Here is a 24,567-nt window from a genome sequence, read left to right on the forward strand (position 1 = left end):
GCGGTGCCGTATCCGTTGCCAATGAGTATGAGGTGAGCGAGTGGCGGGACGTTCTGCGCTGAGGTTTCTGTGGCCCTTTTCCCGCCGGGAGGCTGCGGAAGAGGAATTCGCAGGCACGCCTGGCTACACCGCCGCGGCGGCCCGCGAGGGCGGTGCTTCGGCGCGGATGCGCCCCGAATTTCCGGGTTTTCGCGCGACGGCACTCGACCGCCCGCTGGAGCGCAAGCGGAACGAGCGGCGCGAAATCACCCGCGCCCGCTTCGCCATCGCCAGCTATCTGACACCCACCCAGCCCGTGACCGACCGGTCCAGCTTCGCCGGGCGGCTCGGCATGCTCAGCCGGCTCATTTCCGCGATCGAGACTCAGCGCAGCCATGTCGTGCTCTATGGCGAACGCGGCATCGGCAAGACCTCGCTGTTGCATGTGCTGACCGACGTGGCGCGCGAATCGAGCTATATCGTCAGCTACGCGACCTGCGGCGCGACGACCGACTTTGCGGAGATGTTCCGCGCGGTGCTGCAAGATGTGCCGATGCTGTTCCACCGCGGCGTGGCGCCGACGACAGGCGAGGCCGAGAGCGGCGCCAGCCTGGCCGATCGGCTACCGGCGGGCACGTTCGGATCGCGCGAACTGGCCGATCTGTGCGCCGAGATCACCGGCACCCGCGTGCTGATCGTGCTCGACGAATATGACCGCGTCACCGATCCGTTTTTCCGCCAGCAGGTCGCCGAGCTGATCAAGAACCTGTCCGATCGGGCGGCGCGCGTGCAACTGGTCATTGCCGGTGTCGCATCGAACCTGCAGGAACTGGTCGGCTATGTCCCGTCCATCCGCCGCAACATCATCGGCCTGCCGATGCCGCGGTTGCAGGAAGTCGAAGTGCAGGAAATGATCGCGCTGGGTGAGGCGGCGTCGGGCGTTCGCTTCGATCCGAAGTTCGGCCATCTCATCAGCCTGCTGGCACTTGGATCGCCCTATCTGGCGCGGCTGCTCTGCCATCACGCCGCGCTCGAGGCGCTCGATCAGGGGCGGTTGACCGTCGATCTGGGGCATTTGCGGTCGGCGCTCGATCTGGTGATCAGCGAGAATGAAGGCCGGATGGCACCGCGCACCGTGACGGAAATGCGCCGCTTCCTCGCCCAGAACGACACCCAGATTGTCGCCGCCCTGGGCGAAGCATCGCGCTCGGCCGATGGTTGGTTTACCGCCCGGACCATTGCCGACCTGCTCGGCTCGGGCCGCAGCGTCGCGCAGATTGAAACGTCGCTTCGCGGCCTGATCACAGCACTGGGGCTGGAGACCGACGTGGAGGATGGCGAGACCCGCTATCGCTTCGTCGACGACAATCTGCCGATTTATCTGTGGCTGGTGATCGCCCGCGAACGGCTCAACAACGGCAAGCTCGACAATGCGTCACCGTCGCCTGCCCCGGAGCTGCGGGCTACGAAGCCAGTGCTGGGCGATCTCTCAAAGGTTAAACCCTAGGCACTGGCGCACGCCGGCGCTGGCCCGCCACAGGCGGATGCGGACCATGGTGGCCAGCGCGGCGGCGCGCGAACCGGCAATGTCGGGCGCGCGCAGGATGCGGGGGGCCTCCAGCGCCATCATGCCCGGCAGCAACATCGAGCGGACGAGCCAGCGCGCCCGGCCGTTGGGCCGTTCCTTGTGGAACAGGAACAGCTCACGTTCGATGCGGCGCGTCTTGCCGAGCAGCGCCTTGTAATCATCGCGCGGCGGGTGGCCGACGGCTGCGTCGGGCGCATAGCCGATGGTAAGGCCGGTCGCGATCGCGCGATGCGACCATTCCATGTCCTCCGACACGCCGGTACGAAAGCCGCCGACCCGTTCAAAATCGGCGCGCATCACGAACAGATTGCCGGAACCAGTGAAGTTCTTCTTGCGAACATAGCGTTCATTGTCGAACGCCACGACCATCTCCAGCGCCTGCGCACCGTTCAGCCGTCCCTCTGGGCGCAGCACGAACACCTTGCCACCGACGAAATGGCCAGGGCGCACCCGTGGCACGCCGCCCGCGAGCCAGCCTGGCTCGGGCACGCAATCGCTGTCGACAAAGGCGAGCAGTTCGCCATTTGCCACCGCCGCCGCCCCGTTGCGGGCGGGCCCGGCGCCTTTTTCCGTCACGACGACCACGCGCGCACGGCCCGCCACCGCTGCCTCCACGGCGGCGAGGCCGCATGGGGAATTGTTGTCGCCGACGATAATCTCGAACGCCTCGCGGCCGATCGTCTGCCGTTCCAGCGCGGCAAGGCAGCGGCGCAGGCCGTCCAGGTCATTGTAATGCGGGATGACGACACTGATCCGGGCGGTGCTCATCGTTTGTCTCCCTGCCACGCTTCGATCCACTGGTTCAGCCGCACCGCGAGTGCGCTATGATCCGTTGTCGCCATCCTTGGGGTGGCGGCACGGGCAGCGGCGATCGCCTCACCAAGCTTGCCTTCGTCACGTACCACCTGAAGCAGCCCGCGATCGGCGAATGTCTGTGCTATCTCTTCCTGGTGATCGTCATAATGCTCGCCCAGGTCATACCGGCGCGGAAATGCCACGACCCGGCAGCCGGCGCGGAGCGCCGTGACCAAAGAGCCGGTCCCGCCATGGCAGATGACCAGATCGGCATCGCGCAGGATCGCCTGCACTTCCTCGAATCCGATCGTTGGGTGTAGTTCCACGCCGGGAAGGCCGGGATCTTCGACGATCTGGTCGCCGTGCTGGAGAATCAGTCGTCCCTCGATTTCGCCTGCGCGGCGAAGCGCCAAAACAGCTTCGACCAGCCGGGGGAAGGGCAAGGTGGCGCCCACGGTGGCAAAGGTCAGCGCCTGTTTGGGCGGGCGCTGGCCGTCGAGCAGGCGGAATGGATCGAACAGTTCGGCATCGGGCCAATGTGCCTTCAGCGCAGGCGATTGCACGACTGTGACGGTGGCGAAGCGCTTTACCATTCGACCGAATGCGGAAGGATGATCGAAGCGGGCAAAGCTTTCGATATGGACGAAGCGTGCGCCTGAGAACCGCGCGAGCAGCGCGGTGAAGAATACCGCGCCCGCACCGGTGGAAATCACCAGATCCGGCCGAATGCGACGGACGATTCGCCAGGACTGGGCGAGGTTGCGCCAGGCGCCGGCCAGCATGCGCAGCGGGTGTCCCAGCTTCGCTTGGCCCAGCGCATAATGTGTCACCATCGATACCGGATGCTGCTCGGCCAGGCTGCGGCCAAGCGCCGTGTCCTCCGTGACGAAATGATAGTCATGCGCGCGCCAGACCGTCTCCAGATCAAGAATCTGTCTAAGATGACCACCGCCCGAAGCGGCGAGAATCATCGTCATGCGGGGCTGCCGTTCGGGGGCGTTTTCAGCGATTCGATTCATGCGCCTCGGTGTTTCCAATGTCCCTTGTCGGGAGCGGCCAGCGCGCCTGCGCTATTGCGGATGCCCTTGTACCCGAATAGGTTCAAGCAGAAGTTTGTGACGCCTGTACTTCCACGGGCGGCGGGGAGGCTTTCATGAAGAAGTTGTTGCTGGTGTCTGCCGTCGCGGCCGCCTCGCTGTCGCTGGCGGGCTGTGTAGGTGGTAAGGCAAAGGATAAAATTGATAAGGGGCAGGTGGTTGCAACCGTCGATGGCGACGAGATCACCATCTTCGAGCTGAATGCCGAACTGCAGAACAGCCCCGTTCCCCCCGGCACCGACCGCAAGCTGGTCGAGCAGATGGCGCTGCAGCGGGTGATCGACCGCAAGATTCTCGCCAAGATCGCGCTCGACCAGAAGCTGGACAAGACGCCTGCCTTCCTGTTGCAGGAGCGCCGTGCGCGCGAATTGTTGCTGGCGACGATGTTGCGCGAAAAGATCGCATCGGGCGTCGCCCAGCCGACCGATACCGAAATCGCGCAATATCAGCAGTCGCATCCCGAGTTCTTTGCCCAGCGCAAGATTTACACCGTCGACCAGATCGTCTTCCCGCCGCTCGCCAGCCAGGCGAAGTTCAAGGAGCTGGAGCCGCTGAAGACGCTCGATCAGCTGGCCGCCAAGCTGACCGCCGATGGCGTGCAGTTCCGGCGTGCGCAATCGCAGATCGATACGATCCAGCTACCGGCCGAAGTGGTGCAGAAAATGGGTGCGCTGCCGGCGGGCGAAATGTTCATTCTGCCTTCGGGGCAGGGGCTGACCGCGAACGTCATCACGGGACAGACGATCCAGCCCTTCACCGGCCCCGAGGCGCGTGCTGCAGCGATCAACGCTTTGCGCAGCGAGCGCTTCGCCAAGGCGAGCGAGGCGCAACTGGGCGAAACGATCAAGAAGGCGCGCGCCAGCGTGACCTATCAGCCCGGCTACAGCGCGCCGCCGCAGCTGCAGGCACGGGCGGCCCCGGCTGCGGGTGCTACCCCTGCGACGCCGTCGCCTGCCGCGAGCCCCAGCGCCGCACAATGATGATAGGGGGGGCGGGCGTCCGGCCTGCCCCTCCGCTAGCGGTCGCTTCATGCGCGTTTGCGATAGCCGTGCCACCAGCGGCCGGGATGCCAGAAAATGCCGCCCCATGCCTTGCCCAATGCGCGCAGACGATCCCGCTTGGCCGGCATCAGCAGCGCAGCGACCGGCGCGGCGAAGCAGTATTTCCCCGCCAGCAGCCACAGCCCCGCACCGGCGACCCAGGCGCCGGTTCTCCCGAAATGCTTGTGCGCGTAATGCATCTGTCCGGTTGTCCGGTACAGGAAACGCGCGGGCGAAAGCGCGTTGCCGCCCCCCGCATCGTGTACGACCGCGACGTCGGGCGTCACCAGCACATGGTAGCCGCGATCCTTGATTCGCCGGAACAGGTCAATTTCTTCTGAATAGAGGAAAAAGCTTTCGTCGAAGCCGCCCAGCTCGCGCCAAATGTCGGTGCGGACCATCATGAAGCCGCCGCTCAGCACATCGACTGCGCCCGGTTCGCGGGCGTCGGCGGGGAGGCCGCCCCGGGCCATGCCGCGCATCGAATCGAGTGGCGCGCGAACGAAATCGCGCACGCGGGGCAGCGACAGGAAATTGGCGGCGTCCAGCCGGCCATCCGGTCCGCGCGATCGGCCGCCCCAGGCCGCGGCCTCGGGATGTGCGCGGGAAAATGCGACCAGCGCGTCGATCGCGCCCGGTTCGGGCACCGCATCCGGGTTCACGAGCAGCAGACGGGGCGTGCGGGCCTGTGCGGCGCAGCGATTGTTGCCGGCACCGAATCCGATATTGCCTTCGCTCGGCACGATTCGGACATGCGGGAAGCGCGCCTGCACCAGCGCTGCAGTCCCGTCATCGCCATTATCGATGAGCAGTATTTCGTGTGGGGTAACCGGAGCTGCATTGGCTATGCCGCGCAGGCACTGGTCGATAAAAGCGGCGGATCGATAGGCGACCACCAAAATGCTAACCGCCGGGCGTTCGCTGCCATTTTGCATGAAACCCCTCGTAAAGTGCCTTCGATGAAAGGGAAAGTGGCTCCGCACTCCTCCTATCCGAACGAGTGCGTATTGGGCAAAATCCTTAGACTCGTGATGTGATAATTAACCCTATCATGAAAACAAAGCTTCAGGCGCGACTGGTACAAGCCTGGCTTAGTTAAGGGTGTATCGACCTTCGCGGGTCGTAGGGAAAAGGTGCTTACATGCCGGATATCGTCGTCAGTACTCAGGCCCAGCTCGACGCCGCGCTAAAGGCGGCGAAGGGGGGAGAAACGATCAAACTTGCGGCTGGCACCTACACCAGCATCGCATTGAACAATACCAACTATGCCAGCAACGTAACGATTACTTCGCTCGACGCTAAGAACCCGGCTACCGTGCAGCGTGTGGCGCTGAACAGCGACAGCAACATCACGTTCAAAAATCTTAGCCTTTCCCGCGATGTCGCGTCGACTGAGGTGGATTGGACCCAGCTCCACAACGTCAACAAGTCCAAAAACATCGTGTTCGACAATGTGACGATCTCGGGCGGCTCGGGCGACGTTACCAAGAGCGTGGGCTGGGGCCTGTTTGTTCGCGACAGCGCGAACGTGACGGTCCAGAATTCGTCCTTTGACCATGTCGGGCTCGGGCTGAACGTCACTGCGTCCAGCAATGTCGTGGTGAAGGACAACAGCTTCCACGACATTCGTCGCGACGGCATGAACCTCAGCGCGCTCACCAATGTGGTGGTCGACGGGAACATGTTCACCAACATGTTCCCGGTCAACGGCGAGCACCCGGATGCCATCCAGTTCCTCACGCGCGGAACGACGACCGCGTCGACGAACATCGTCGTGAAGAACAATGTGGTGCTGCAGGGCGCGGGCGACGCGATCCAGGGCGTCTTCATGAACGACGAGGAGGGAAACCTTCCCTACACCAACGTTCAGATCAGCAATAACTTGATCTATGTTAATGGTCAGTACCAGGGGATCTCGATCACTGGGGGCAAGAACGTATCGATCCAGTCGAACACGATCGTGTCGCGGACGGACGACGCCATTCCTGCCTGGGTACGGCTCGACCGGGTCGACGGCGCCAATGTCGCCGGCAATGTCGGAGACCGCCTGGTCACCACCGCCACCGTCACGCACCTCAATGCCAGCAACAACAGCTGGCTGCAGACCGATTCGGCGACGCTGCGCAAGTTTGCCAATCTCAACGGCGTCAGCACCACGAAGCTGTCCGAACTGATTGTCGATGGCTATGGCTATCATCCGCCGGTCGGCAGCGTTGCCGCTGCGCTCGTCGCGAGCGAGCTTTCGACCGCCGGCGCCACGGCGTCGGTGGCGAAGTCAGGCACGAGCGGGTTGCTGCTCGATCTGGAGTTCGGTGCAACCGGCATGTCGGACAAGTCGCGCTGGGATTCGGTTGCGACCTCCAAGGCGGTCGATACCAGCGCGATCAGTGGCGCGATGTACCATGTCCAGACGGGCAAGGGGTTCGAGCTCAACCGGTCGAATTCGGTCCAACTCTATGCGCTGCCGGCGTTCACCCTGTCGTTCGACATGAAGCGCGATTCGCGCACGGCGACGGCGGGCCAGATCATTGGCGTGTACCAGAGCTGGTCGATGTCGTTGCGGTCTGACGGGGAGCTGGTGTTCACGATCAAGAACGACGCCGGCAAGACCTTCACCCTTGCCACGTCGGGCGCGAAGATCACCGATACCGCCACGCACAAGATCGCGCTGACCTATGACGGCAAGAGCGGCAAGGCGACCATCTATGTCGACAGCGTTGCGCGCGGATCGACGGCGGTTAGTGGAGCGAGCCGGGCGATCGAAAGCTGGGGCCTCTATGTCGGCAGCCCGTTCAGCACGGCGTTCAGCGGCAGCATCGGCAGCATCGAGATGCGCGATCAGGCACTTAGTGCGGCCCAGGTGCTCGCGCTCAACACGGGCACGGCGGCGGCTGTGCCCACCAATATTGCTTCGCCAGCGGTAACGCAGCCGATGGTAGCGTCGGCTACGGCGGACAGCAGCAAGACCGCCCTGACATCGAGCATGGTGCCCGACACGTCGAGCGCAGCGCCGCAGATCACCGTCGCCAACCTCGCCAACAATCCTACCGTGCAGGCCAATCTGCCGGTCGCGACGGCGGTGCTCGGCAATACCGGCACCTTGTCGCGCAACAGTCTCGCCCTGGCGAAGTTTTCCACGATGGACCTGTATCACGTCTAATCTTGGTAAAGCGACTATTGCCCCACGGAATTGCCTGCCATAAGGGCGGCAGGCAGTTCCTGGGGGTGTAACGGAAGATCGTGAAGCGAAGCTCGTTCCACCTCAGAGGATTGCGCGGCCAGATGGTCCTCGGCTTCGGGGTGAAGGGGCTGGGCGCGGTAACGAGTTTCGCCTTCACCTGGTTGATTGCGCGGGGTTTCGGCCCCGCCGGCGTGGGCGCGTTCGGCACCGCGCTGACGACGGCGTTCATGGCGGTCACGCTCGCGCTGCTCGGGCTCGACTTCATTCTGGTGCGTACGGTTGCGACGGCGCTGAGCGAAGGGCGCAGCGGCATCGCCCGTACCGCCATTCGCCGCGCCCTGCGGATTTCGCTTAGCGCCAGCGCGGTTATCACGGTCGCGCTGATCCTGTTTCGTGAGGCTATTGCCAGCCGAATGCTCGGCGAGCCGCTGATTGCGCCGCAATTGCTCGTGCTCGCGCTGGTTATCCCCGGCATGGTCTATAGCCGGCTGGTTTCCAATGCGCTGCGGGGGCTGGGCCAGATCGGATCCTCGCAGCTTATCGAGGGGCCGATCGGCACGATCGTCGGTGGCTTGTGCCTGGCGGCGGCGCTGCTGTTAGGCGCGCGTGAGCCGCTGCTGCCGGCGATCTGCTATCTTGTCGGGTGGAGCGCTGGCGATCTGTTCGGCGCGGTGCGGCTCACCCGGGCGATGCGCGGCTGGGAGCCGCCGGCGCCGCTCGACCGGCCGATGGTTGGCCCGGGCTTCTCGGTGCTTGTCTCCAATGCCAGCAACCTTTTCATCGACTGGTTCGCCACCGTGCTGCTCGCGGCCACCCATGGGCCGGCCGAGGCCGGCATCTTCCGTATCGGCTATCAGATCGCTTCGTCGCTAAAGCTGCTGGCGGCGACGTCCGAGACCATTCTGCACCCGGTGTTCGCTGCCAGTTTCCAGCAGGGCGACCTCGCGCGGATCGGCCGCATCCTGCGGCTGACGGTTCTGGGGCTTGTCGTTGCGTCCGCGCCGATCGTGGTGGCGGTGCTGCTGGCGCCGCACTGGATCATGGCGCTGTTCGGCAAGGGGTTCGTCGTGGGATCGCTGGCCATGCAGATTCTGGTACTCGGGCAGGTGCTCAGCCTGGTGCTTGCTGCCTCGGGTGGCGTGCTGATCATGGCGCATCGCGAGCGGCTGATGCTGTGCTTCACCATCGTTTCGGCGGCGATGGCCGCCGCGCTCGCGGTGCTGCTGATCCCGCCTTACGGCATGCTGGGCGCGGCGATCGCGACCGTGGTGCCGTATGTGTTCCTGCGACTGGTCAGCATGGCTTCGGTGCGGCTCGTGCTGGGAATCCGTTTCTGGTGAGGGGCGCACGATGACCGCAGCAAGCGATCTTCAGGGTTCTGCGCTCTCCTTGCAGATGCGCATTGCCGCCCGACGCTTCCGGACCTGGGTGCTTCGGCGCGGCCAGCCGGTGCTCCCCCTGTACGAGCGCGAGCGCGGCACTTGGTGGGTGCTGCTGCGGCGCGGGATGCTGCTGGCGATCGTGTGCTTCGTGGCGATGGCATATGGGCTGTTGCTGGCGATACTGCCGCCCTCGCTGCTGGTGCCGGTTGCCGCGCCGCCGGCGATATTGGTGCTGGTTGTGATCTGGGCACTGCCAGCTGCGCCGCGCGCGCCCACCCGAACGATGGGGCGGATGTTCATCGTCTTCACCGCGGTGATGCTGCTCTGGCCCAATTACCTGGCCTTCTCCGTCGGCGGCCTGCCCTGGATATCGCTGCGGCGGCTGATCGGCGCGTCGACGATCCTGCTGCTGCTGGTCTGCACCTCGATTTCGCGCAAGTTCCGGCAGGATGTTGCGGAAATCCTGCGCAGTTCGCCCTGGCTTGCGCGGATGGTGCTCGGCTTCATGGCGGTGATCGCCATCTCCACCTTCACCTCCACGTCGCCCGGCGAGACGATCAACCGCTTCGTCGACATCCTGATCACCTGGATCGGCATGTTCTTCCTCAGCACCTGGTATTTCGCGAAGAATCCACGCGGATCGGGGCGCTGGGTGAACCTGTTGTTGTGGATCGCAGCGATCCTGATGGTGGTCGGCGCATTCGAATATCGCGCCGAGCATGTCCTCTGGGCCGACCATATCCCCAGCTTCCTGCAGATCCAGGACGAGACGGTGCAGCAGATCCTGCGGCCCCATTTCCGCGACCGGTACCGCGTGGTCACGACCTTCACATCGCCGCTTTCCTATGGCGAGTTCCTGGCGCTGGTCGCGCCGCTGATCCTGCACAAGCTGGCCAATGCCCGATCGGTTTGGCGGCTCGGGCTGTGGGCAGTCGCCGATCTGGTGCTGCTGGTTTCGGCATTTTTCAGCGGCGCACGGCTCAGCATGGTCGGGTTCATCGTCGCGCATATCGCTTATCTGCTGCTCTGGGGCATCCGGCGCTGGCGCTCGGCACCCGGCGGGCTGATCGGCCCGGCGATCACGCTGATGTACCCGGCGATCATCACGGCGCTCTTCATCCTGATCATGTCGGTCGACGGGTTGCGGATGCGCGTGTTCGGTGGCGGCGCCGCCCAGCAGAGCAACGAAGCGCGGACCCAGCAATTCCACATGGCGGTGCCCGCCGTCGCCCGCCGCCCGCTGTTTGGCTATGGCCCCGGCGAGGGCGGGGAGGCGATCGGTTGGCGAACGATGGGCGGACAGCTCAGCGTCGACAGCGGCTATCTGTCGATGGCCGCCGACTATGGCCTTGTCGGGTTCACCTTGCTCTATGGCGGGATCGTGCTTGCCATCGTGCAGGTCGCGCGCAGCGGCCTGTTCGCACGCGAGCCCGGCTACCCGCTGCGTCTGGCGGTGGCGACCATGCTGATCGTGCTGATGAACACGAAGCTGGTGCTGTCGCAAACGGACAACTTCCCGCTGATGTTCATGCTGTTGGGGCTGGTGTTTGCCCTGCTCTATCGCGACAAGGCCGGTTCGGCCGGTCCGCTCCCTCGATAAGGTGATCAAGGAGCCTGAAACATGGTCGAAGCCGTCCAACAATATCACGACCTGATCCGCCACGATGCATTTGAAGTGATGCCCGAGCGGCTGGGCCGCGTGCTCGATGTCGGCGGCGGCATCGGCGCAACCAGCGTAGCGCTGAAGCAGGCCGGGCGCGCCGACCGGGTGGTGGTGGTGGATCAGGTCGCCGATCATGTGCTGGATGGCGTTGACCGCGCCTTTGCGGGCAACCTCGAGGATCCTGCATTTCTGGAGCGCGTGGTGGCCGAGGCGGGAACGTTCGACACCATTCTGTGTCTCGACGTGCTCGAGCATCTGCGCGATCCGTGGAGCGCGGTCGACCGGCTGCGGCAGTGTCTGGCGCCCGGCGGCACGATCATCGCCAGCATTCCCAACGTCAATTATATCGGCCTTGTCGGGCCGCTCTTCTTCCGTGGCCGCTATGACCTTACCGACGCCGGCATCCTCGACCGGACGCATCTGCGCTGGTTCGTGAAGGATGGCGCGGTCGACCTGATGAGCCGCGGCGGCCTGCGTGTGGAAGCCGTGGTCGACCGGGTGCCCCGGACCAAATACCGCATTCTCAGTGCCCTTAGTCTGGGCGCGCTGAAGCGCTTCTTCGTCATGCAGTTCCTGATCCGCGCACGCGCGGCCTGAGCGGGGAGGGCGGCGATGGACCAGGCCGATCGTTCCGGGGCTGGCGGCATCGACGATGTTCAGCTGCGCCCGGCCAATAACGACCTGACGCTGGTGCGGCTGCTGCTCGCCAGTCTGGTGATCTATTCGCATTCTTTCTACGCCGTCTATGGCAGCGACCACGACGATCTGGCGAACTGGCTGGGTGCGCCGATTTCCAACTATGCGGTGGACGGCTTTTTCACCCTGTCCGGCTTCCTGGTCTATCGCAGTCTCGTCACCAACCATTCGCTGCGCTTCTTCCTGATGGCGCGGCTCGCGCGGCTGTGGCCGGGGCTGATGGCGATGCTGGTGGCGGTAACCGTGGCAGGGCTGGCCTATAGCCGATTACCGGCCGCCGCCTATTTCACCGGCAAGGAGACGCTCAAGTTTCTGGGCCTCAACGGCACGTTCGTCTTTTCGAGCTTCAGCCTTTCGGGCGTCGATTGCGGCACCGCGCCGTGCAACGTCAACGGCTCGCTCTGGACGCTCCCCTGGGAGGCCCGCTGCTATCTGCTGCTGGCACTGTGCGGCGTGCTGGGGCTCAGTCGCCCGCGCTGGATGTGCTGGGCGGTGCTGCCGGCAACCCTTGCCTTCGCGCTGCTTTGGGATGTGGCAGCCGCGCACAATGTGCCGCACCTGCTGGGCGGCGGCATCAGCTATCAGTTCGAGCGGCTGGACCGGTTGTGGGTCGCTTTCGCGCTGGGCATCGCCTGCTATCTGTTCCGGCGCCGTATCCTGCTTTCTTGGTGGCTTTGCCTGGCGTTGCTGATCGTCAACATCGCCGTGCAGCATTTCTCGCCCGGCGCGGGGCTGCATGTCCGCCAGCTCTTCACGGCCTATTTCGTGCTGTGCCTCGGCTTTCTGGGGATCGGGCGCCGCAGCCTGTCGGCGCATTGGCCGGACTATTCCTACGGCATGTATATCTATGCCTTTCCCGTGATGTTCGCCCTTCAGCGCGGCTTCGCCTTCCATTCCCCCTACGCACTGGCAGTACTCAACTTCGTGTGCACGCTGCCGCTTGCCGCCTTGTCGTGGCACTTCGTCGAAAAGCCCGTGCTCGACCGGCTGAAACGCTATCGCAAGCAATGGACCGGCGCGAGTCACCGTGCGGCGCCGCTGGCCGGCGAGCCGCTGGCACCCGGCGCGCAATAAAGGAGCCAGGTCATGACCGACACCACTCGCCGGGCCTTTGTGGGAAGCGCGCTGGCGCTGTCGGTAGTGCCGCTCGCCTGCTCGGCCCCCTCGGCGCCGGCGCAAGGCCATGGCCGCAAGGCCCGGGCGGGTGTGTTGCAGCCCGGGCCGCGCTGGACCGGTGTTGCCGGCAGTGGCGGAACGGCACCGGCGCAGAGCGACCGGCCGCTCGGGACACTGGTGCCCGACGAGCGCTTCACCGGCGGCTTCTCCGCCATCCCCGGGCAATGGGTGCACGGCGAGGGCGTGAAGATCACCGCGCTGGGCCTGCCGCCGCAATCGGCCGACCGCGAGACAATCAACTATTTCAAGGAAGCCGTCTTCTTCCTGGAGGGGAACAGCGTCACCGTTACCGACTGGAGTGTGAATGATACGCCGGTGCGGATGCATGACGGCAGCGTCGCGCCACAGGGATCGATCGGCTTTTCGGTGGAGATTGGTGCCGGGGAGGGCACGGTCACAGCCGGCGATGCCATCCTCTATTGCTATCTGCGCGGCGAACATGGGCTGGAACGGCGGATCGAGATCCCGCTCGTCATCAATGTCGATCGCGCGCTCGATGCACGGCGACGCACCGGTTTTGTCGATCCGGTCGCGGGGGATGATGCTGGGCCCGGTAGCCGGGGTGCGCCGTGGCGGACGCTGTTCCGGGCGCTGGGCGGCGACGGCGTGGGCGATGGCGGCAAGGTGGTAGTGCTGCGCGCGGGCGCCTGTGTCGAAGACCAGAACGCCGCGCCCCGCGCCCGGCCGATGGACAATCGCCGGATGATCGAAGTGGTTGCGGCCGAAGGGCTGAAGCCGGATCAGGTGATTGTCACGCGCAGCCAGCGAATGTTGCCCGAGCCGCGCTGGGTGGTGCCCGCGCGCCGGGTCCACTTCCAGGGGCTGACGCTCGATCTTGGCAAGATGCTGACGCTGCAGTCGCGCGTCCCCGATTATGTGCTCGGCTTTTCCGGCTGCCGGCTGGTTGATGGCGTGGGTGCGAACGGGCCCCGCGACATGCGGGGCCTCGATGTCGGCTATAACCTCACCGCGGGGCCGGTGCCGCTCCGCGATGCCGTCAACAACCCGTTCCCCTATGCCCGGGGCGGCATCTACCTCACCGAATGCCTGTTCGCGAACTACACCACCCAGGGCGCGCGGCTGTATCGCAATGTCACCGCACACGAGGCAAGCGATAGCTTCGCCGGCGGCCCGGGCTATGACGATGTCGTCGTCGACGGCTATTTCGTGACGATGGACCGCGAATTTCACCAGCGCGTCCATGGCCAACCCGACCTGATCGTGCAGTCTGTTGCCCATGGGCCGAAGGGGCAAACGCTTGTCCAACTTGCCGGGACCGCAGATTTCGCGCGGATGGGCCGGCGCCCGGACTGCAAGGCGTCGATCACCACCGGCGCGCTGGCAGGGCAGGACGGCATTCAGGTTGCCGGCGCGGACCCTGCGACCAACCAGTTGCTGCTCGAAGGCAGCTATCCCGGCCTCGCCCCGGGCGACCGGCTGCGCTTCTACCTGATCTGGCATGCCGATTTCTGCCAGCAGCAAGGTGTGGTGCGGCCGGAGCAGATCGGCATGCGGAACACCACCATCTTCCGCTACCATGGCCGTTCGCCTACGGCGCAGCTCTTCCTCACCCAGGCCAATGTGAAGCTGGAGGAGGGCAGCACGCTTTCCAGCAGCGGACGACGCTTCACGCTGACGAGCGGCAGCGGGCGGCCGAACATGGTGATGCCGAACGACGTGCTGCGGGTACTGGGCGGCGGGCAGGCGGGCGAGTATCGGCTGGTCGAAAGCTTTGATCCGGCAACCGCCAGCGGCACGCTGCTCGAACCGTTCAGCCGCGACCAGGCCGGGGTGCCGGTGGGGCGCGGCAAGTCGATGGTCGGCTTCGCCATGGCGCTTTCGATCCTCCGCAAGACCGGCAATGCCGCGGAAATGGGCCAGTTCCAGGACGGGCACCGCAACTTCGTGCTCGCCCAGAACAGTTTCTTCAGCCAGCCCATGTGCCTCACCTTCCGTAACAAGTCGCCGGGCCATGGCCATCGCAACCATGTCCAGCTGTTCAACCTGTGCACCCGCATGGATGCGGACACGCCCGATCTGCCGCGCGACGGGCTGCGGATCGCGCGCTGCCACTTCCTCACCGGCCGGGCTCGGGGCGAGCAGGCGGTGGTGGGCAGCGGCCCGCTGCAGTTCGGCCCCGACAACCGATACGCTCCGTTCCACGGCCAGCAGGTCTACGGCACCCGGCCGCTCATCCCCTTTGATACCTTTGGTCGGCCGGTCGCATCCGACTCTCCGGTGGGCGCGATTGTCAGTTAATTCATGACTAACGTAGCTCTATAATTATCCTCAGTGCTGGACGGCCGTGCTGGGCCTGATGTAGCGCGATCAACAACTTGGTTCGAATGAATCAGGTTTGATACATTTTATGGAGATAAGCTGCGGATGACGAAAACGGCACTGGTCACCGGCGTCACGGGGCAGGATGGCGCCTATCTGGCCGAACTGCTGCTCTCCAAGGGCTATACGGTCCACGGCATCAAGCGGCGCTCCTCCTCGTTCAACACCGGGCGGATCGAGCATCTCTATCAGGATCCGCACGTCGAAAATCCGCGGTTCATCCTCCACCACGGCGACCTCACCGATTCCACCAACCTGATCCGCATCATCCAGCAGACCCAGCCGGACGAGATCTACAATCTCGCTGCACAGAGCCATGTGCAGGTGAGCTTCGAGACGCCCGAATATACCGCCAATGCCGATGCCGTCGGCACGCTGCGGCTGCTGGAGGCGATCCGCATCCTGGGGCTGGAGAAGAAGACGCGCTTCTACCAGGCCTCGACCTCCGAACTCTACGGCCTGGTGCAGGAAGTGCCGCAGCGCGAAACCACGCCCTTCTACCCGCGCAGTCCCTATGGCGTCGCCAAGCTCTATGGCTACTGGATCGTCGTCAATTACCGCGAGGCGTACGGCATCCACGCCTCCAACGGTATCCTCTTCAACCATGAGAGCCCGTTGCGCGGCGAGACGTTCGTCACCCGCAAGATCACGCGGGCAGCGGCGGCGATCAAGCTGGGGCTGCAGGACCGGCTGTACCTGGGCAACCTCGACGCCAAGCGCGACTGGGGCCATGCCCGCGAATATGTGCGGGGCATGTGGATGATGCTGCAGCAGGACCAGCCCGACGACTATGTCCTCGCCACCGGCGAGACCACGCTGGTCCGCGACTTTGTCGCCCATGCCTTTGCCGAACTAGGCATCGCGCTGCGTTGGGAAGGCGAGGGCGCCCACGAAAAGGGCATCTGTACCCAGACCGGTCGCACGCTGGTGGAAGTCGATCCGCGCTATTTCCGCCCGACCGAAGTCGACCTGCTGATCGGCGATCCGGCCAAGGCCCGGGCGAAACTCGGTTGGCATCACAATGTCGGCTGGCAGGAACTGTGCGCCGAAATGGTCCGCGAAGACCTGATCCGCGTGCAGCAGGAGCAGCGCGGCAATGGGGAGTGATGCGGCCTATTCGCTGGCCGGCAAGCGCGTCTGGGTCGCCGGCCATCGCGGCATGGTCGGCGCGGCCATCGTTCGCCGGCTGGCGCAGGAGAATTGCGACGTCCTGACCGTCGGCCGCGACCAGGTCGACCTGAAGGACCAGCGCCAGACCTTCGACTGGATGGCCGGGGCGCGGCCGAATGCCGTGTTTCTGGCGGCGGCCAAGGTCGGCGGCATCCTCGCCAATGATCGCTATCCGGCCGATTTCCTCTACGATAACCTCGCCATCGAAGCGAACATCATCGAAGGTGCGCGGCGGGCGGGAGTGGAGAAGCTGCTGTTCCTCGGCTCGAGCTGCATCTACCCCAAATTCGCCGACCAGCCGATCGTCGAGGAGGCGCTGCTGACCGGGCCGCTGGAGCCGACCAACGAATGGTACGCGATCGCCAAGATCGCCGGCATCAAGCTGACCCAGGCCTATCGCCGGCAGTACGGGCTGGACTTCATCTCGGCCATGCCGACCAACCTGTACGGCCCGGGCGACAATTTCGACCTCAACTCCAGCCATGTGCTGCCCGCGCTGATCCGCAAGGCGCATGCGGCGAAGCTGGCGGGCGAGCGCGACCTGCCGATCTGGGGCACGGGCACGCCGCGCCGCGAGTTCCTCCACGCCGACGACTGCGCCGATGCCTGCGTGTTCCTGATGCAGCGCTATTCGGGCGACAGCCATGTCAATGTCGGCTCCGGCAGCGACCTGACCATCCGCGAAGTCGCGCAGATGGTGTGCGACGTGGTGGGGCTGGACGGCGAGATACTGACCGATCCGACCAAGCCCGACGGCACCCCGCGCAAGCTGATGAGCGCCGACAAGCTGCGCGGGCTGGGCTGGGAACCGCGTATCGGCCTTCGCGAGGGGCTGGAGGCGACCTATCGCTGGTTTCTCGAGCATGTGGCGGAGGCCGGGGCGTAGCGGGGGCTGCGTCCTTTCCCCGGCCCAAGGGAGGCGAAGTTTAGGAAGTTTAGGCTCGCGCGCGTGTTTTTGCGGCGCAGGGGACTGCGGCCGCTATGCCCGCGGCGTGCGGCATGGCCCTCCTTCCCCCTCCCTGAAAGGGAGGGGAGCACATGAGACGAATGCGACTGTCCCGCGCTTGCCGTGCCTGCCTGACCCGTGAAGTGAAGTTTAGGAAGTTTAGGAAGTTTAGGAAGTTTAGGGTGACTCGCGTGCGATCGCGAGCGGGTGCGGTGTCCTGCAGGGTCAAAGAGCGGCACCCGCCTTACGGAGGATGCAGGCCGAACAAATAAGGAACGACACCGCCGGCGACAAGGTCCGGCGGGCTGGTCTGCATGCTCTCCGAAATGCGCAAGACCTCGGCGCGAAGCTTCGAAAGCAAGGCGCGGGAAGCGCGCTATGGAGGCCGCGCCTATTGCTCCTGCAACCGGCAGGAGAAATTGGATGGCATATCGCGTTCAGGGTCTGGACCCGCAGCAATTCACCCATTTGTACGGCCTGTCCGACGCCGGACTTGCCGCATTCGGCGCGCAGCGTTTTGTCGTCGACGCCAGACCCGGCTTCCCCGATCGCATCGAGCTACGCGATCTGGAGATCGGCGAGACCGCGATCCTGCTCAATTACGAGCATCAGCCCGCCGACACGCCCTATCGCGCCCGGCATGCGATCTTCGTCCGCGAGGGCGCGCAACAGGCGCTGGACGTAACCGATACGCTGCCCGAAGTCCTCCGCATCCGGCCGATTTCGCTGCGGGCGTTCGATGCGGCGGGGACCATGCGCGATGCCGATCTGGCGGAGGGGGACGCGCTCGAAGCATGCATCCTGCGCCTTCTGGCCGATCCGGCGGTGGCCTATCTCCACGCGCATTATGCCAGGCGCGGGTGCTATGCGGGAAGGATTATCCGGGGCTGAGGGGGAGGAATGGGTATACTGTCCCCGGTTTTCCGGGGCTGAGGGGGGAGGAATGGGTATACTGTCCCCGGTTTTCTGTCCTGGTTTTCTTGCTCATAACCTTGGTGGCGTGAGTATCGACCGCGACGAGCTGGGCAGATTCGTTCAGCGTCGGATTCTTCGCGACGCCCGCCTTCGCGTCGTGGATGGATTGCAGTGCCTTGAACGCCTCATCCACCGCCGTTTCGGTCTGGCCGAGTAACGGGCGAGTATTTGCGGCGATGACCACGGTGAGCTGTGGCACAAACTAGGAAACTCTTGATCCTGAGCTTCACTCCGGCAAGTATGTGCTGGGGGTAAAGGGGGGTAAGATGACGAACAGGGTTCATATAGACGCACCTGCCGGTGTGGTGGAAATCGAAGGCGAGAAGGACTTCGTTGAGGGCCTTCTTGCGAAGCTCTTCCCACTGTTGGAGGAGGCTGGCTTCGGTAGCCGACCGCCCAACGGCAGTGCAGCACCCGCTGATGACGCAGCTATGTCGCAGTCAACCGATGCCGGCACCTCAGAAGAACAGGGGAAATCTAAGCCGAAAAAGAGGCGAGTTAGCGCTCCTCCTAAGGGGCAGTCATGCGGCGCGAGAATATTGACTCTTAAAGAAGAGGATTTCTTCAAAACCCACCGCTCGGTTGGGGATATTGTTGAAGGCCTGAAAGGTAAAGGCTGGACGCACAATTCCAGCCAAGTCAGCGCGTCTCTCTCCCAGATGTTCACAAAAGGCGACATTCAGCGCACCACAGAAGGCAACGGCGCGTGGAAATACTTCTGGGATAGGGGCTGATATTTGAGCCTTCCAAGCCTGAAAGACACGCTGAACGCGATTCCTGCTGGGCTACGCGCGCCCCTCATCGAAGAGTTCGAGCAAGCGCTTGACGAATACCGCGCCGCCGATTGGGAGAAGGTGGGCCTCAAGGCAGGTAAGTTTTGCGAGATCGCCTATTGCGTGTGCGCTGGGCACGCGACCGGCACCTATGCAGCCACCCCGTCGAAGCCGAGCAACTTCCCTCAGGCCTGTCGGAACCTTGAGCAACATAACGGAACTAAGGGCAAGTCGCTCTGTATGCAGGTCCCGAAAGTGCTGACTGCGCTCTACGAGCTACGAAACAATCGTGCGATTGGGCATGTGTCTGCCGAAGTGAGCCCTAACCACATGGACGCCGAGCTTTTCCTGCGCGGCATGAAATGGGTGATGGGAGAGCTGGTTCGAAATTATTCACAGCTGCCGCTCGCCGACTCCCACGCGGTTGTAGAAGCCGTCACGGCTCGGACATTCCACATGGTGTGGTCCAGTGGCGATATCCGGCGCGTTCTCGAACCGGCGAAAACGTCAGGTCAGAAGGTGCTGATCCTCCTTTACGCCGAGAGTAAGCCGGTGCCCGTCGCTCAACTCCAAACATGGGTTGAGTACAAGAACGGCACCGACTTCAAACGGAAGGTACTGAAGGTGCTGCACAAGTCCGCGCTGGTCCATTACGACGAAAAGGCTGGCACGGTTCAGATTCTTCCAACCGGCCAAGCGCATGTCGAGAAGTCTGGCCTACTTGTGACGAATTGACCACAGCCCACGGACGCGCTGGTCTGCGTAACGAAACCCCGCAAGGTGGGGAAAGTGGTCAAGTGGGGGAGCAGGTCACGTGGAAGATTTCGACGGACTTTTGCTGCGGGGTAAGGGAAATGCTTTCCCAGTTTCCATGCTGTTACCCGGCCCGCAGCTGTGGTAAATTGCTACTCAGCAATATGAGAGATTGGTCATGAATCGCCCCATCCAGCATGGCAGCGATAAGCAGTCCGAGCGTCTAAAGAGTATTGCCGCTTTTGAAGAGTTGCGGACGCTGCTTTGCCAAAGGATCGCCGAAGGCTTGGCGGGCGGCGTGTCCACCAAGAGCGTCGAGGCCATTGTTGACGAGGAACTGGGGCCGGACAGCGACGCTTGAACTGGGCTCGGCTGGGCGGTCTCGTTTTTCGCCCCGTCCGTTATCCCGGCCAAATGCCCGGATCCCGTCGACTATTGGTTCCAGAAAGAGCCGCTCCGCCGCTGCCAATAGATTCCGGCTTTCGCCGGAATGACGGTTTGCGGAGAGGGATGGGGGCGCGGGGCTTCTTCCCAAACGCCCCGGCAGCGCCCGCACCTATTGCAACAACCGCTTCACCCAGCGCTTCCCCTGTATCCTGAGGCTGTACCGCTCGATATCCACCACATGCGCGCGCGGCATGCGCGAGATCAGGCTGGCGATCTTCGAGAAGGTCGAGCTGCCGGGGAAGACCAGATAGTCGCACTCGGCGAGCAGGTACATGTCGACCAGCGCCTCCACCGCATTGTTCAGCCGGTCCGGGCATTCGGGGTTCTGGTGCATCGAGATGCCGCCCTCCGGGAACCATTTGGGCGTGGTGACGACGCGGGGATAGCGGGCGCGGATGCGGTCTTCGGCGTCCTTGTTGTCGGTGGCGAGGAAGATCATCGCCTCCGGCCGGCGGGCATGGAGCCGGTCGATATGGCGGAGGAAATCCTTGAGCGACGTCCTGCGGTCCATGTAGCGGACATGGACGCCGATCACCTCGCCGCGGAAATGTTCGGCGCGGAACGCATCGACCCTGGCGCGGATGTCGTCGGACAGGACGATATGGTCCTGGAGCACGCGGGCGATCACCTGATCGTCGCTTAGCCGCGCCCAGTCCGCCCAGGCGCCCCTGAAGTGCGGGCGCAGCAGCTTGATGTGCTGGGTATAGCTCCAGAACATCGCATAGCGCTCGGGATGGTCTAGCCGCCCCAGGTCAACCGAGAATTTGCGCCAAGCAGTCATGCCGCGGTGATCGTCATTGCCCAGTTCGGTGACGGCATCGTTCGCCGACAGGTCGAGATGGCCGATCCAGATCGGTGGCGCGACCGAGGTTTCGCTTAGGTCGGGCAGGGCGGGCAGGCTGCCGGGGCAGGCGAACAGCGCGTGGAACACGTTGCTGCCGTCGTTGGAATAGGTGAAGTCGGACCAGTCGGGCACGAACACGCGGCCGCTCAGCCCGGCATAGAGCCAGCCGGTAATCGCCGCGAGCATCCGGTTGCCCAGCCCCGCCTTGCCCTTGGTACACAGATATTTGTCGGTCGAAGCTGCCATCGTTGCCCTATCCCGGTAAGCGGTGCGCTTACTCTCTTCGCGGGGTTGGCAGCGCTTGGCAAGCCGGGTTGGGCATTGCTTCCGGGCGCGGAGGCGCTAAGCGCTGCACCCATGATCAAGCACGCCCTTTCCGTCACGCGCGACGGCGATTTCGCGCAATGGTACCAGACCGTCATCAGCGAAGCCGACATGGCCGAGGATTCGGGCGTGCGCGGCTGCATGGTCATCCGGCCATGGGGCTATGGCATCTGGGAGCGTATCCAGCGCCTGCTCGACGATCGCATCAAGGCGACGGGGCACGAGAATTGCTATTTCCCGCTGTTCATCCCGCTTTCCTATTTCGAGAAGGAAGCGGAGCATGTCGACGGCTTCGCCAAGGAAATGGCGGTGGTGACGCACCACCGGCTGGTGCAGAAGGACGGGCGGCTGGTGCCCGATCCCGAAGCGAAGCTGGAAGAGCCTTTGGTCGTGCGGCCGACCTCCGAGACGGTGATCGGCGCGGCGATGTCGCGCTGGGTGCAGAGCTGGCGCGACCTGCCGGTGCTGATCAACCAGTGGGCCAATGTCGTCCGCTGGGAAATGCGCACCCGCATGTTCCTGCGCACCGCCGAATTCCTGTGGCAGGAAGGGCATACCGCCCACGCCACCGTGGACGAGGCGCAGGAAGAAACGCTGAAGATGCTCGAAGTCTATCGCAGCTTTGCCGAGGAATGCCTGGGCATGCCGGTGGTGGCGGGCGAGAAGCCGGAGAATGAGCGCTTCCCCGGCGCGGTCTCGACCTTCTCGATCGAGGCGATGATGCAGGACGGCAAGGCGCTGCAGGCCGGCACCTCGCACTTCCTGGGCACGACCTTCTCCTCGGCGCAGGACATCAAGTTCCAGAATAGCGAGGGCCAGTTCGAGCTGGCGCAGACGACCAGCTGGGGCGTCTCCACCCGCATGATCGGCGGGTTGATCATGGTGCACGGCGATGACGACGGGCTGCGCGTGCCGCCGCGCGTGGCGCCGTGGCAGATCGTGATCGTGCCGATGCTGCGCGACCAGCCCGAGGATGCGGCGCTGATCGACTATTGCAAGGCCCTGCAGGCCGAGCTGGCGGCGCAGAGCGCGTTCGGCGAACCGGTGCGCGCGCTGCTCGACCTCAAGGCAGCCAAGGCGGCGACCAAGCGCTGGGGCTGGGTGAAGAAGGGCGCGCCGATCGTGATCGAGGTCGGCGGGCGCGACATGGCGGGCGGCAATGTCTCGGTGATCCGCCGCGACCGGCTGTACCGCGAGGACGGCAAGCTCGACAGCGCGGTGGTGGCGCGCGATGCGTTCGTCGGCGAGGCGGCGGCGATGCTGGGCGACATCCAGCAGGCATTGTTCGACCAGGCCAAGGCGAAGCTGGACGCGAACATCGTTCGCGGCGTGACCGACTTTGCCGCGCTGGCGGCGCATTTCGACGAGGCGGCGAAGTTCCCCGGCTGGGTCGAGGTGGAGTGGGCAAAGCCGACCGGTGCCGAACTGGACGCCGTGGTCGAGCGGCTGAAGGCGCTGAAGCTCACGTTCCGCAACGTGCCGATGGACGCGGCGCCGGCGACGGGCACGTGCATCTTCACCGGCAAGCCGGCGGTAGAGCGGATCCTGGTCGCGCGGGCCTATTGAGGATAGGTTCCCCTCCCGCTTGCGGGAGGGGAGTGCGGTTGGGAATCGGAAATCCTCCCTGCCGGGGAGGATCGGGAAAGCGCAGGCGCTCGACGCGCTGGGGGTGTAGCCCCCCCCGCTCAATGCGGCAGCAGCGAATCCAGTTCGGCGGCCACGGCCTCGCGGCGGGCGGCGGCGGTCAGGGCGAGGGCGCCTTCGTCCCAGTTGATCGCAGCATCGCCCATCGCGATCGTTGCGTCGGCCACGACGTGCAGGTTGAGCTTGCGGCGGTCCTTCGACTGGCGATCGGCGATCTTCGCCTCGATGTCTTCTACCAGATCGGGGTGGACGCGGATCTGCAGTTCGGTGCCGCGCGCCACCTGGGCCAGTACCCGCCCGATCGCATCGTCGATCGCGGCGCCGGGGGAGGTGGCGATGGCGCGGCCGGCGATCAGGTCGGCAGCGGCGAGCGCGACTTCGGCGGCCTCGCTCGTCACCCGCTCGGATACCTCGGTGAATTGCGCGTCGATGATTTCGATGCCCGCGTGCAGCGCATCAACGGCGTTCAGCAGCGCAACCTCGCGCTCGGCCCGCGCCTGGGCGAGGCCGGCTTCGAAGCCTTCGGCGCGCGCGCGGGCGACGGCATCGCCCTGATCTGCCTTCAGCGCCGCCAGCTCGGCCTTCAGGGCTGCCAGCTCGATCAGCAGATCGTCGTCGACCTTGGTCGGCCCCGATACCGGGGGCGCCGCGAAGATGCGGTCGAAGGCAAAGCGTTCGACATGGACACTCATGCGACCCGGCTCCTCAAATGATCATCGCATCGTCGGCCTTGGGGTCGACCAGCAGGATTTCGCCGCGATCGGCCAGATCCTTGGCGAGGCGGACGAGCGAGGACTGGGCCTCTTCGCAATCGCGCGCCCGCACCGGCCCCATCGCCGCCATGTCGTCGCGCATCAGCTTGGCCGCGCGTTCGGTCATCGAGCTGAAGAACATGTTCTTCAGCTGCTCCGGTGCGCCCTTCAGCGCCAGCGCCATCTCGCGCTTGTCGGCGCTGCGGACGATCGCGGCGATTGCCGGCGGCAGCAGATTGGCGAGATCCTCGAAGGTGAACATCAGCGCGCGGATGCGTTCGGCGCTTTCCGGTGCCTTGGCGTCGAGCGCGGTGAGCATCGCTTCCTCGGTCGAGCGGTCGAGCGAGTTGAACAGCTCGGCCATCGCCTCGTGCGGATCGCGGCGCTGCGAACGCGACAGATTGGTCATGAACTCGGTCTTCAGCGTCTGCTCGACCTGGTTGATGACTTCCTTCTGCACCGTTTCCATCCGCAGCATGCGCATGATCACGTCCACCGCAAATTCGCGCGGCAGTTCGGAAAGGACGCGGGCGGCATGATCCGGCCGCAGCTTGGAGAGGATCACCGCAACGGTCTGCGGATATTCCTGCTTCAGCGCGCCGGCGAGCACGGTTTCGGACACGTTGGACAGCTTGTCCCACATCGTCCGGCCGGAGGGACCACGAATGTCCTCCATGATCTCGCGCACCTTGTCGTTCGGCAGGATGCCGGCGAGCAGGCGTTCGGTGGTTTCATAGCTGCCGTGCAGCGAGGCCATGCTGGCGACTTCGCTGGTGAACTGCACGAGCAGATGCTCGACGACGGCGCTGGGAATGCGGCCCAGGCTGGCGATGGTCGAGGAAAGCTCCTTGATCTCATCGGTCGACATCTGGTCCCAGATCGGCGCGCCATGCTCGCGGCCCAGCGCCAGCATCAGCGCCGCCGCCCGCTGGGCGCCGGAATAACGTTTCAGTTCTGGGGGTTCCCCCGTCAGCGTTGCGGTCGATGCCATGCTTTTCCCTG

General features: G+C 64.6%; 22 protein-coding genes. 15 read left to right on the forward strand and 7 right to left on the reverse strand.

Annotated features, from left to right (window positions below):
* The first annotated feature begins 40 nt into the window (after nucleotides 1-40).
* Nucleotides 41-1,486 carry an ATP-binding protein gene (locus ACT53K_RS12070; RefSeq protein WP_476228901.1) on the forward strand — a complete coding sequence of 482 codons (1,446 nt, stop codon included), beginning with the start codon at nucleotides 41-43 and terminating at the stop codon, nucleotides 1,484-1,486.
* Here the strand turns inward: ACT53K_RS12070 and ACT53K_RS12075 are convergent.
* Together ACT53K_RS12075 and welK are read right to left on the reverse strand one after the other, a co-directional pair.
* The gene (locus ACT53K_RS12075; protein ID WP_476228902.1) at nucleotides 1,469-2,335 is read right to left on the reverse strand and encodes a glycosyltransferase family 2 protein; all 867 of its coding nucleotides are present in this window, start codon (nucleotides 2,333-2,335) and stop codon (nucleotides 1,469-1,471) included. The two genes, ACT53K_RS12070 and ACT53K_RS12075, sit on opposite strands and share 18 nt — an antisense overlap.
* Nucleotides 2,332-3,339: a beta-1,4-glucuronosyltransferase WelK gene (gene welK, locus ACT53K_RS12080; RefSeq protein ID WP_476228903.1), complete on the reverse strand. Its 1,008-nt coding sequence runs from the start codon at nucleotides 3,337-3,339 to the stop codon at nucleotides 2,332-2,334. Before welK ends, ACT53K_RS12075 begins: the two co-directional genes overlap by 4 nt.
* 176 nt (nucleotides 3,340-3,515) lie before the next feature.
* On the opposite strand from welK, the gene ACT53K_RS12085 reads away from it, so the two are divergent.
* Nucleotides 3,516-4,439: an EpsD family peptidyl-prolyl cis-trans isomerase gene (locus ACT53K_RS12085; protein WP_476228904.1), complete on the forward strand. Its 924-nt coding sequence runs from the start codon at nucleotides 3,516-3,518 to the stop codon at nucleotides 4,437-4,439.
* Nucleotides 4,440-4,486: 47 nt separating this feature from the next.
* On the opposite strand, the gene ACT53K_RS12090 is transcribed toward ACT53K_RS12085, so the two are convergent.
* A complete protein-coding gene (locus ACT53K_RS12090; protein ID WP_476228905.1) occupies nucleotides 4,487-5,434 on the reverse strand; it encodes a glycosyltransferase family 2 protein in 948 nt (315 codons plus the stop codon).
* 206 nt (nucleotides 5,435-5,640) lie between these two features.
* On the opposite strand from ACT53K_RS12090, the gene ACT53K_RS12095 reads away from it, so the two are divergent.
* From ACT53K_RS12095 to ACT53K_RS12135, 9 genes are all read left to right on the forward strand, one after another.
* Nucleotides 5,641-7,659 carry a right-handed parallel beta-helix repeat-containing protein gene (locus ACT53K_RS12095; protein ID WP_476228906.1) on the forward strand — a complete coding sequence of 673 codons (2,019 nt, stop codon included), beginning with the start codon at nucleotides 5,641-5,643 and terminating at the stop codon, nucleotides 7,657-7,659.
* A gap of 80 nt (nucleotides 7,660-7,739) precedes the next feature.
* Nucleotides 7,740-9,020, forward strand: coding sequence for a lipopolysaccharide biosynthesis protein (locus ACT53K_RS12100; RefSeq protein WP_476228907.1), 1,281 nt, complete (start codon nucleotides 7,740-7,742; stop codon nucleotides 9,018-9,020).
* Nucleotides 9,021-9,030: 10 nt separating this feature from the next.
* Nucleotides 9,031-10,662, forward strand: coding sequence for an O-antigen ligase family protein (locus tag ACT53K_RS12105; RefSeq protein ID WP_476228908.1), 1,632 nt, complete (start codon nucleotides 9,031-9,033; stop codon nucleotides 10,660-10,662).
* A 21-nt stretch (nucleotides 10,663-10,683) separates the two neighbouring features.
* Nucleotides 10,684-11,322 carry a class I SAM-dependent methyltransferase gene (locus ACT53K_RS12110; RefSeq protein ID WP_476228909.1) on the forward strand — a complete coding sequence of 213 codons (639 nt, stop codon included), beginning with the start codon at nucleotides 10,684-10,686 and terminating at the stop codon, nucleotides 11,320-11,322.
* Nucleotides 11,323-11,337: 15 nt separating this feature from the next.
* Complete coding sequence (locus ACT53K_RS12115) at nucleotides 11,338-12,495, forward strand: acyltransferase family protein (RefSeq protein ID WP_476228910.1); 1,158 nt, start codon at nucleotides 11,338-11,340, stop codon at nucleotides 12,493-12,495.
* Between the two features lie 12 nt (nucleotides 12,496-12,507).
* Nucleotides 12,508-14,856 (forward strand): hypothetical protein, encoded by a 2,349-nt coding sequence (locus ACT53K_RS12120; protein ID WP_476228911.1) that lies wholly within the window; start codon nucleotides 12,508-12,510, stop codon nucleotides 14,854-14,856.
* Nucleotides 14,857-14,982: 126 nt separating this feature from the next.
* The gene (gene gmd, locus ACT53K_RS12125) at nucleotides 14,983-16,044 is read left to right on the forward strand and encodes a GDP-mannose 4,6-dehydratase (protein WP_476228912.1); all 1,062 of its coding nucleotides are present in this window, start codon (nucleotides 14,983-14,985) and stop codon (nucleotides 16,042-16,044) included.
* On the forward strand, nucleotides 16,034-16,993 hold the full coding sequence (gene fcl, locus ACT53K_RS12130; protein ID WP_476228913.1) for a GDP-L-fucose synthase: 960 nt from the start codon (nucleotides 16,034-16,036) through the stop codon (nucleotides 16,991-16,993). Before gmd ends, fcl begins: the two co-directional genes overlap by 11 nt.
* 483 nt (nucleotides 16,994-17,476) lie before the next feature.
* Nucleotides 17,477-17,944, forward strand: a complete 468-nt coding sequence (locus tag ACT53K_RS12135; protein WP_476228914.1) for a DUF1203 domain-containing protein — start codon at nucleotides 17,477-17,479, stop codon at nucleotides 17,942-17,944.
* Here ACT53K_RS12135 and ACT53K_RS12140 read toward each other — a convergent pair.
* Complete coding sequence (locus ACT53K_RS12140; protein ID WP_476228915.1) at nucleotides 17,931-18,227, reverse strand: hypothetical protein; 297 nt, start codon at nucleotides 18,225-18,227, stop codon at nucleotides 17,931-17,933. The genes ACT53K_RS12135 and ACT53K_RS12140 overlap by 14 nt on opposite strands.
* Nucleotides 18,228-18,294: 67 nt before the next feature.
* On the opposite strand from ACT53K_RS12140, the gene ACT53K_RS12145 reads away from it, so the two are divergent.
* The 3 genes from ACT53K_RS12145 (at nucleotide 18,295) to ACT53K_RS12155 (ending at nucleotide 19,915) form a co-directional block, all read left to right on the forward strand.
* Nucleotides 18,295-18,762: a hypothetical protein gene (locus ACT53K_RS12145; protein ID WP_476228916.1), complete on the forward strand. Its 468-nt coding sequence runs from the start codon at nucleotides 18,295-18,297 to the stop codon at nucleotides 18,760-18,762.
* Between the two features lie 3 nt (nucleotides 18,763-18,765).
* Nucleotides 18,766-19,536 carry a hypothetical protein gene (locus tag ACT53K_RS12150; RefSeq protein WP_476228917.1) on the forward strand — a complete coding sequence of 257 codons (771 nt, stop codon included), beginning with the start codon at nucleotides 18,766-18,768 and terminating at the stop codon, nucleotides 19,534-19,536.
* 196 nt (nucleotides 19,537-19,732) lie between these two features.
* The gene (locus tag ACT53K_RS12155; RefSeq protein WP_476228918.1) at nucleotides 19,733-19,915 is read left to right on the forward strand and encodes a hypothetical protein; all 183 of its coding nucleotides are present in this window, start codon (nucleotides 19,733-19,735) and stop codon (nucleotides 19,913-19,915) included.
* A gap of 195 nt (nucleotides 19,916-20,110) precedes the next feature.
* On the opposite strand, the gene ACT53K_RS12160 is transcribed toward ACT53K_RS12155, so the two are convergent.
* On the reverse strand, nucleotides 20,111-21,091 hold the full coding sequence (locus ACT53K_RS12160) for a nodulation protein NodZ (protein WP_476228919.1): 981 nt from the start codon (nucleotides 21,089-21,091) through the stop codon (nucleotides 20,111-20,113).
* A 111-nt stretch (nucleotides 21,092-21,202) separates the two neighbouring features.
* Here ACT53K_RS12160 and proS point away from each other — a divergent pair, with 111 nt between their 5' ends.
* Nucleotides 21,203-22,735, forward strand: coding sequence for a proline--tRNA ligase (gene proS, locus ACT53K_RS12165; RefSeq protein WP_476228920.1), 1,533 nt, complete (start codon nucleotides 21,203-21,205; stop codon nucleotides 22,733-22,735).
* 119 nt (nucleotides 22,736-22,854) lie between these two features.
* Here the strand turns inward: proS and ACT53K_RS12170 are convergent, their stop codons facing one another.
* Together ACT53K_RS12170 and ACT53K_RS12175 are read right to left on the reverse strand one after the other, a co-directional pair.
* Nucleotides 22,855-23,505 carry a FliH/SctL family protein gene (locus ACT53K_RS12170; protein WP_476228921.1) on the reverse strand — a complete coding sequence of 217 codons (651 nt, stop codon included), beginning with the start codon at nucleotides 23,503-23,505 and terminating at the stop codon, nucleotides 22,855-22,857.
* Between the two features lie 13 nt (nucleotides 23,506-23,518).
* Nucleotides 23,519-24,556, reverse strand: a complete 1,038-nt coding sequence (locus ACT53K_RS12175) for a flagellar motor switch protein FliG (RefSeq protein ID WP_476228922.1) — start codon at nucleotides 24,554-24,556, stop codon at nucleotides 23,519-23,521.
* Between the last annotated feature and the right edge of the window lie 11 nt (nucleotides 24,557-24,567).

It is taken from the genome of Sphingomonas sp. DMC8 (assembly GCF_056314185.1).

Coding starts and splice junctions, on each gene's coding strand:
- ACT53K_RS12075 (WP_476228902.1), bottom strand. CDS start 2,335: ATGAGCACCGCCCGGATCAGTGTCGTCATCCCGCATTACAATGACCTG.
- welK (WP_476228903.1), bottom strand. CDS start 3,339: ATGACGATGATTCTCGCCGCTTCGGGCGGTGGTCATCTTAGACAGATT.
- ACT53K_RS12085 (WP_476228904.1), top strand. CDS start 3,516: ATGAAGAAGTTGTTGCTGGTGTCTGCCGTCGCGGCCGCCTCGCTGTCG.
- ACT53K_RS12090 (WP_476228905.1), bottom strand. CDS start 5,434: ATGCAAAATGGCAGCGAACGCCCGGCGGTTAGCATTTTGGTGGTCGCC.
- ACT53K_RS12095 (WP_476228906.1), top strand. CDS start 5,641: ATGCCGGATATCGTCGTCAGTACTCAGGCCCAGCTCGACGCCGCGCTA.
- ACT53K_RS12105 (WP_476228908.1), top strand. CDS start 9,031: ATGACCGCAGCAAGCGATCTTCAGGGTTCTGCGCTCTCCTTGCAGATG.
- ACT53K_RS12110 (WP_476228909.1), top strand. CDS start 10,684: ATGGTCGAAGCCGTCCAACAATATCACGACCTGATCCGCCACGATGCA.
- ACT53K_RS12115 (WP_476228910.1), top strand. CDS start 11,338: ATGGACCAGGCCGATCGTTCCGGGGCTGGCGGCATCGACGATGTTCAG.
- ACT53K_RS12120 (WP_476228911.1), top strand. CDS start 12,508: ATGACCGACACCACTCGCCGGGCCTTTGTGGGAAGCGCGCTGGCGCTG.
- gmd (WP_476228912.1), top strand. CDS start 14,983: ATGACGAAAACGGCACTGGTCACCGGCGTCACGGGGCAGGATGGCGCC.
- fcl (WP_476228913.1), top strand. CDS start 16,034: ATGGGGAGTGATGCGGCCTATTCGCTGGCCGGCAAGCGCGTCTGGGTC.
- ACT53K_RS12135 (WP_476228914.1), top strand. CDS start 17,477: ATGGCATATCGCGTTCAGGGTCTGGACCCGCAGCAATTCACCCATTTG.
- ACT53K_RS12145 (WP_476228916.1), top strand. CDS start 18,295: ATGACGAACAGGGTTCATATAGACGCACCTGCCGGTGTGGTGGAAATC.
- ACT53K_RS12155 (WP_476228918.1), top strand. CDS start 19,733: ATGAATCGCCCCATCCAGCATGGCAGCGATAAGCAGTCCGAGCGTCTA.
- ACT53K_RS12160 (WP_476228919.1), bottom strand. CDS start 21,091: ATGGCAGCTTCGACCGACAAATATCTGTGTACCAAGGGCAAGGCGGGG.
- proS (WP_476228920.1), top strand. CDS start 21,203: ATGATCAAGCACGCCCTTTCCGTCACGCGCGACGGCGATTTCGCGCAA.
- ACT53K_RS12170 (WP_476228921.1), bottom strand. CDS start 23,505: ATGAGTGTCCATGTCGAACGCTTTGCCTTCGACCGCATCTTCGCGGCG.
- ACT53K_RS12175 (WP_476228922.1), bottom strand. CDS start 24,556: ATGGCATCGACCGCAACGCTGACGGGGGAACCCCCAGAACTGAAACGT.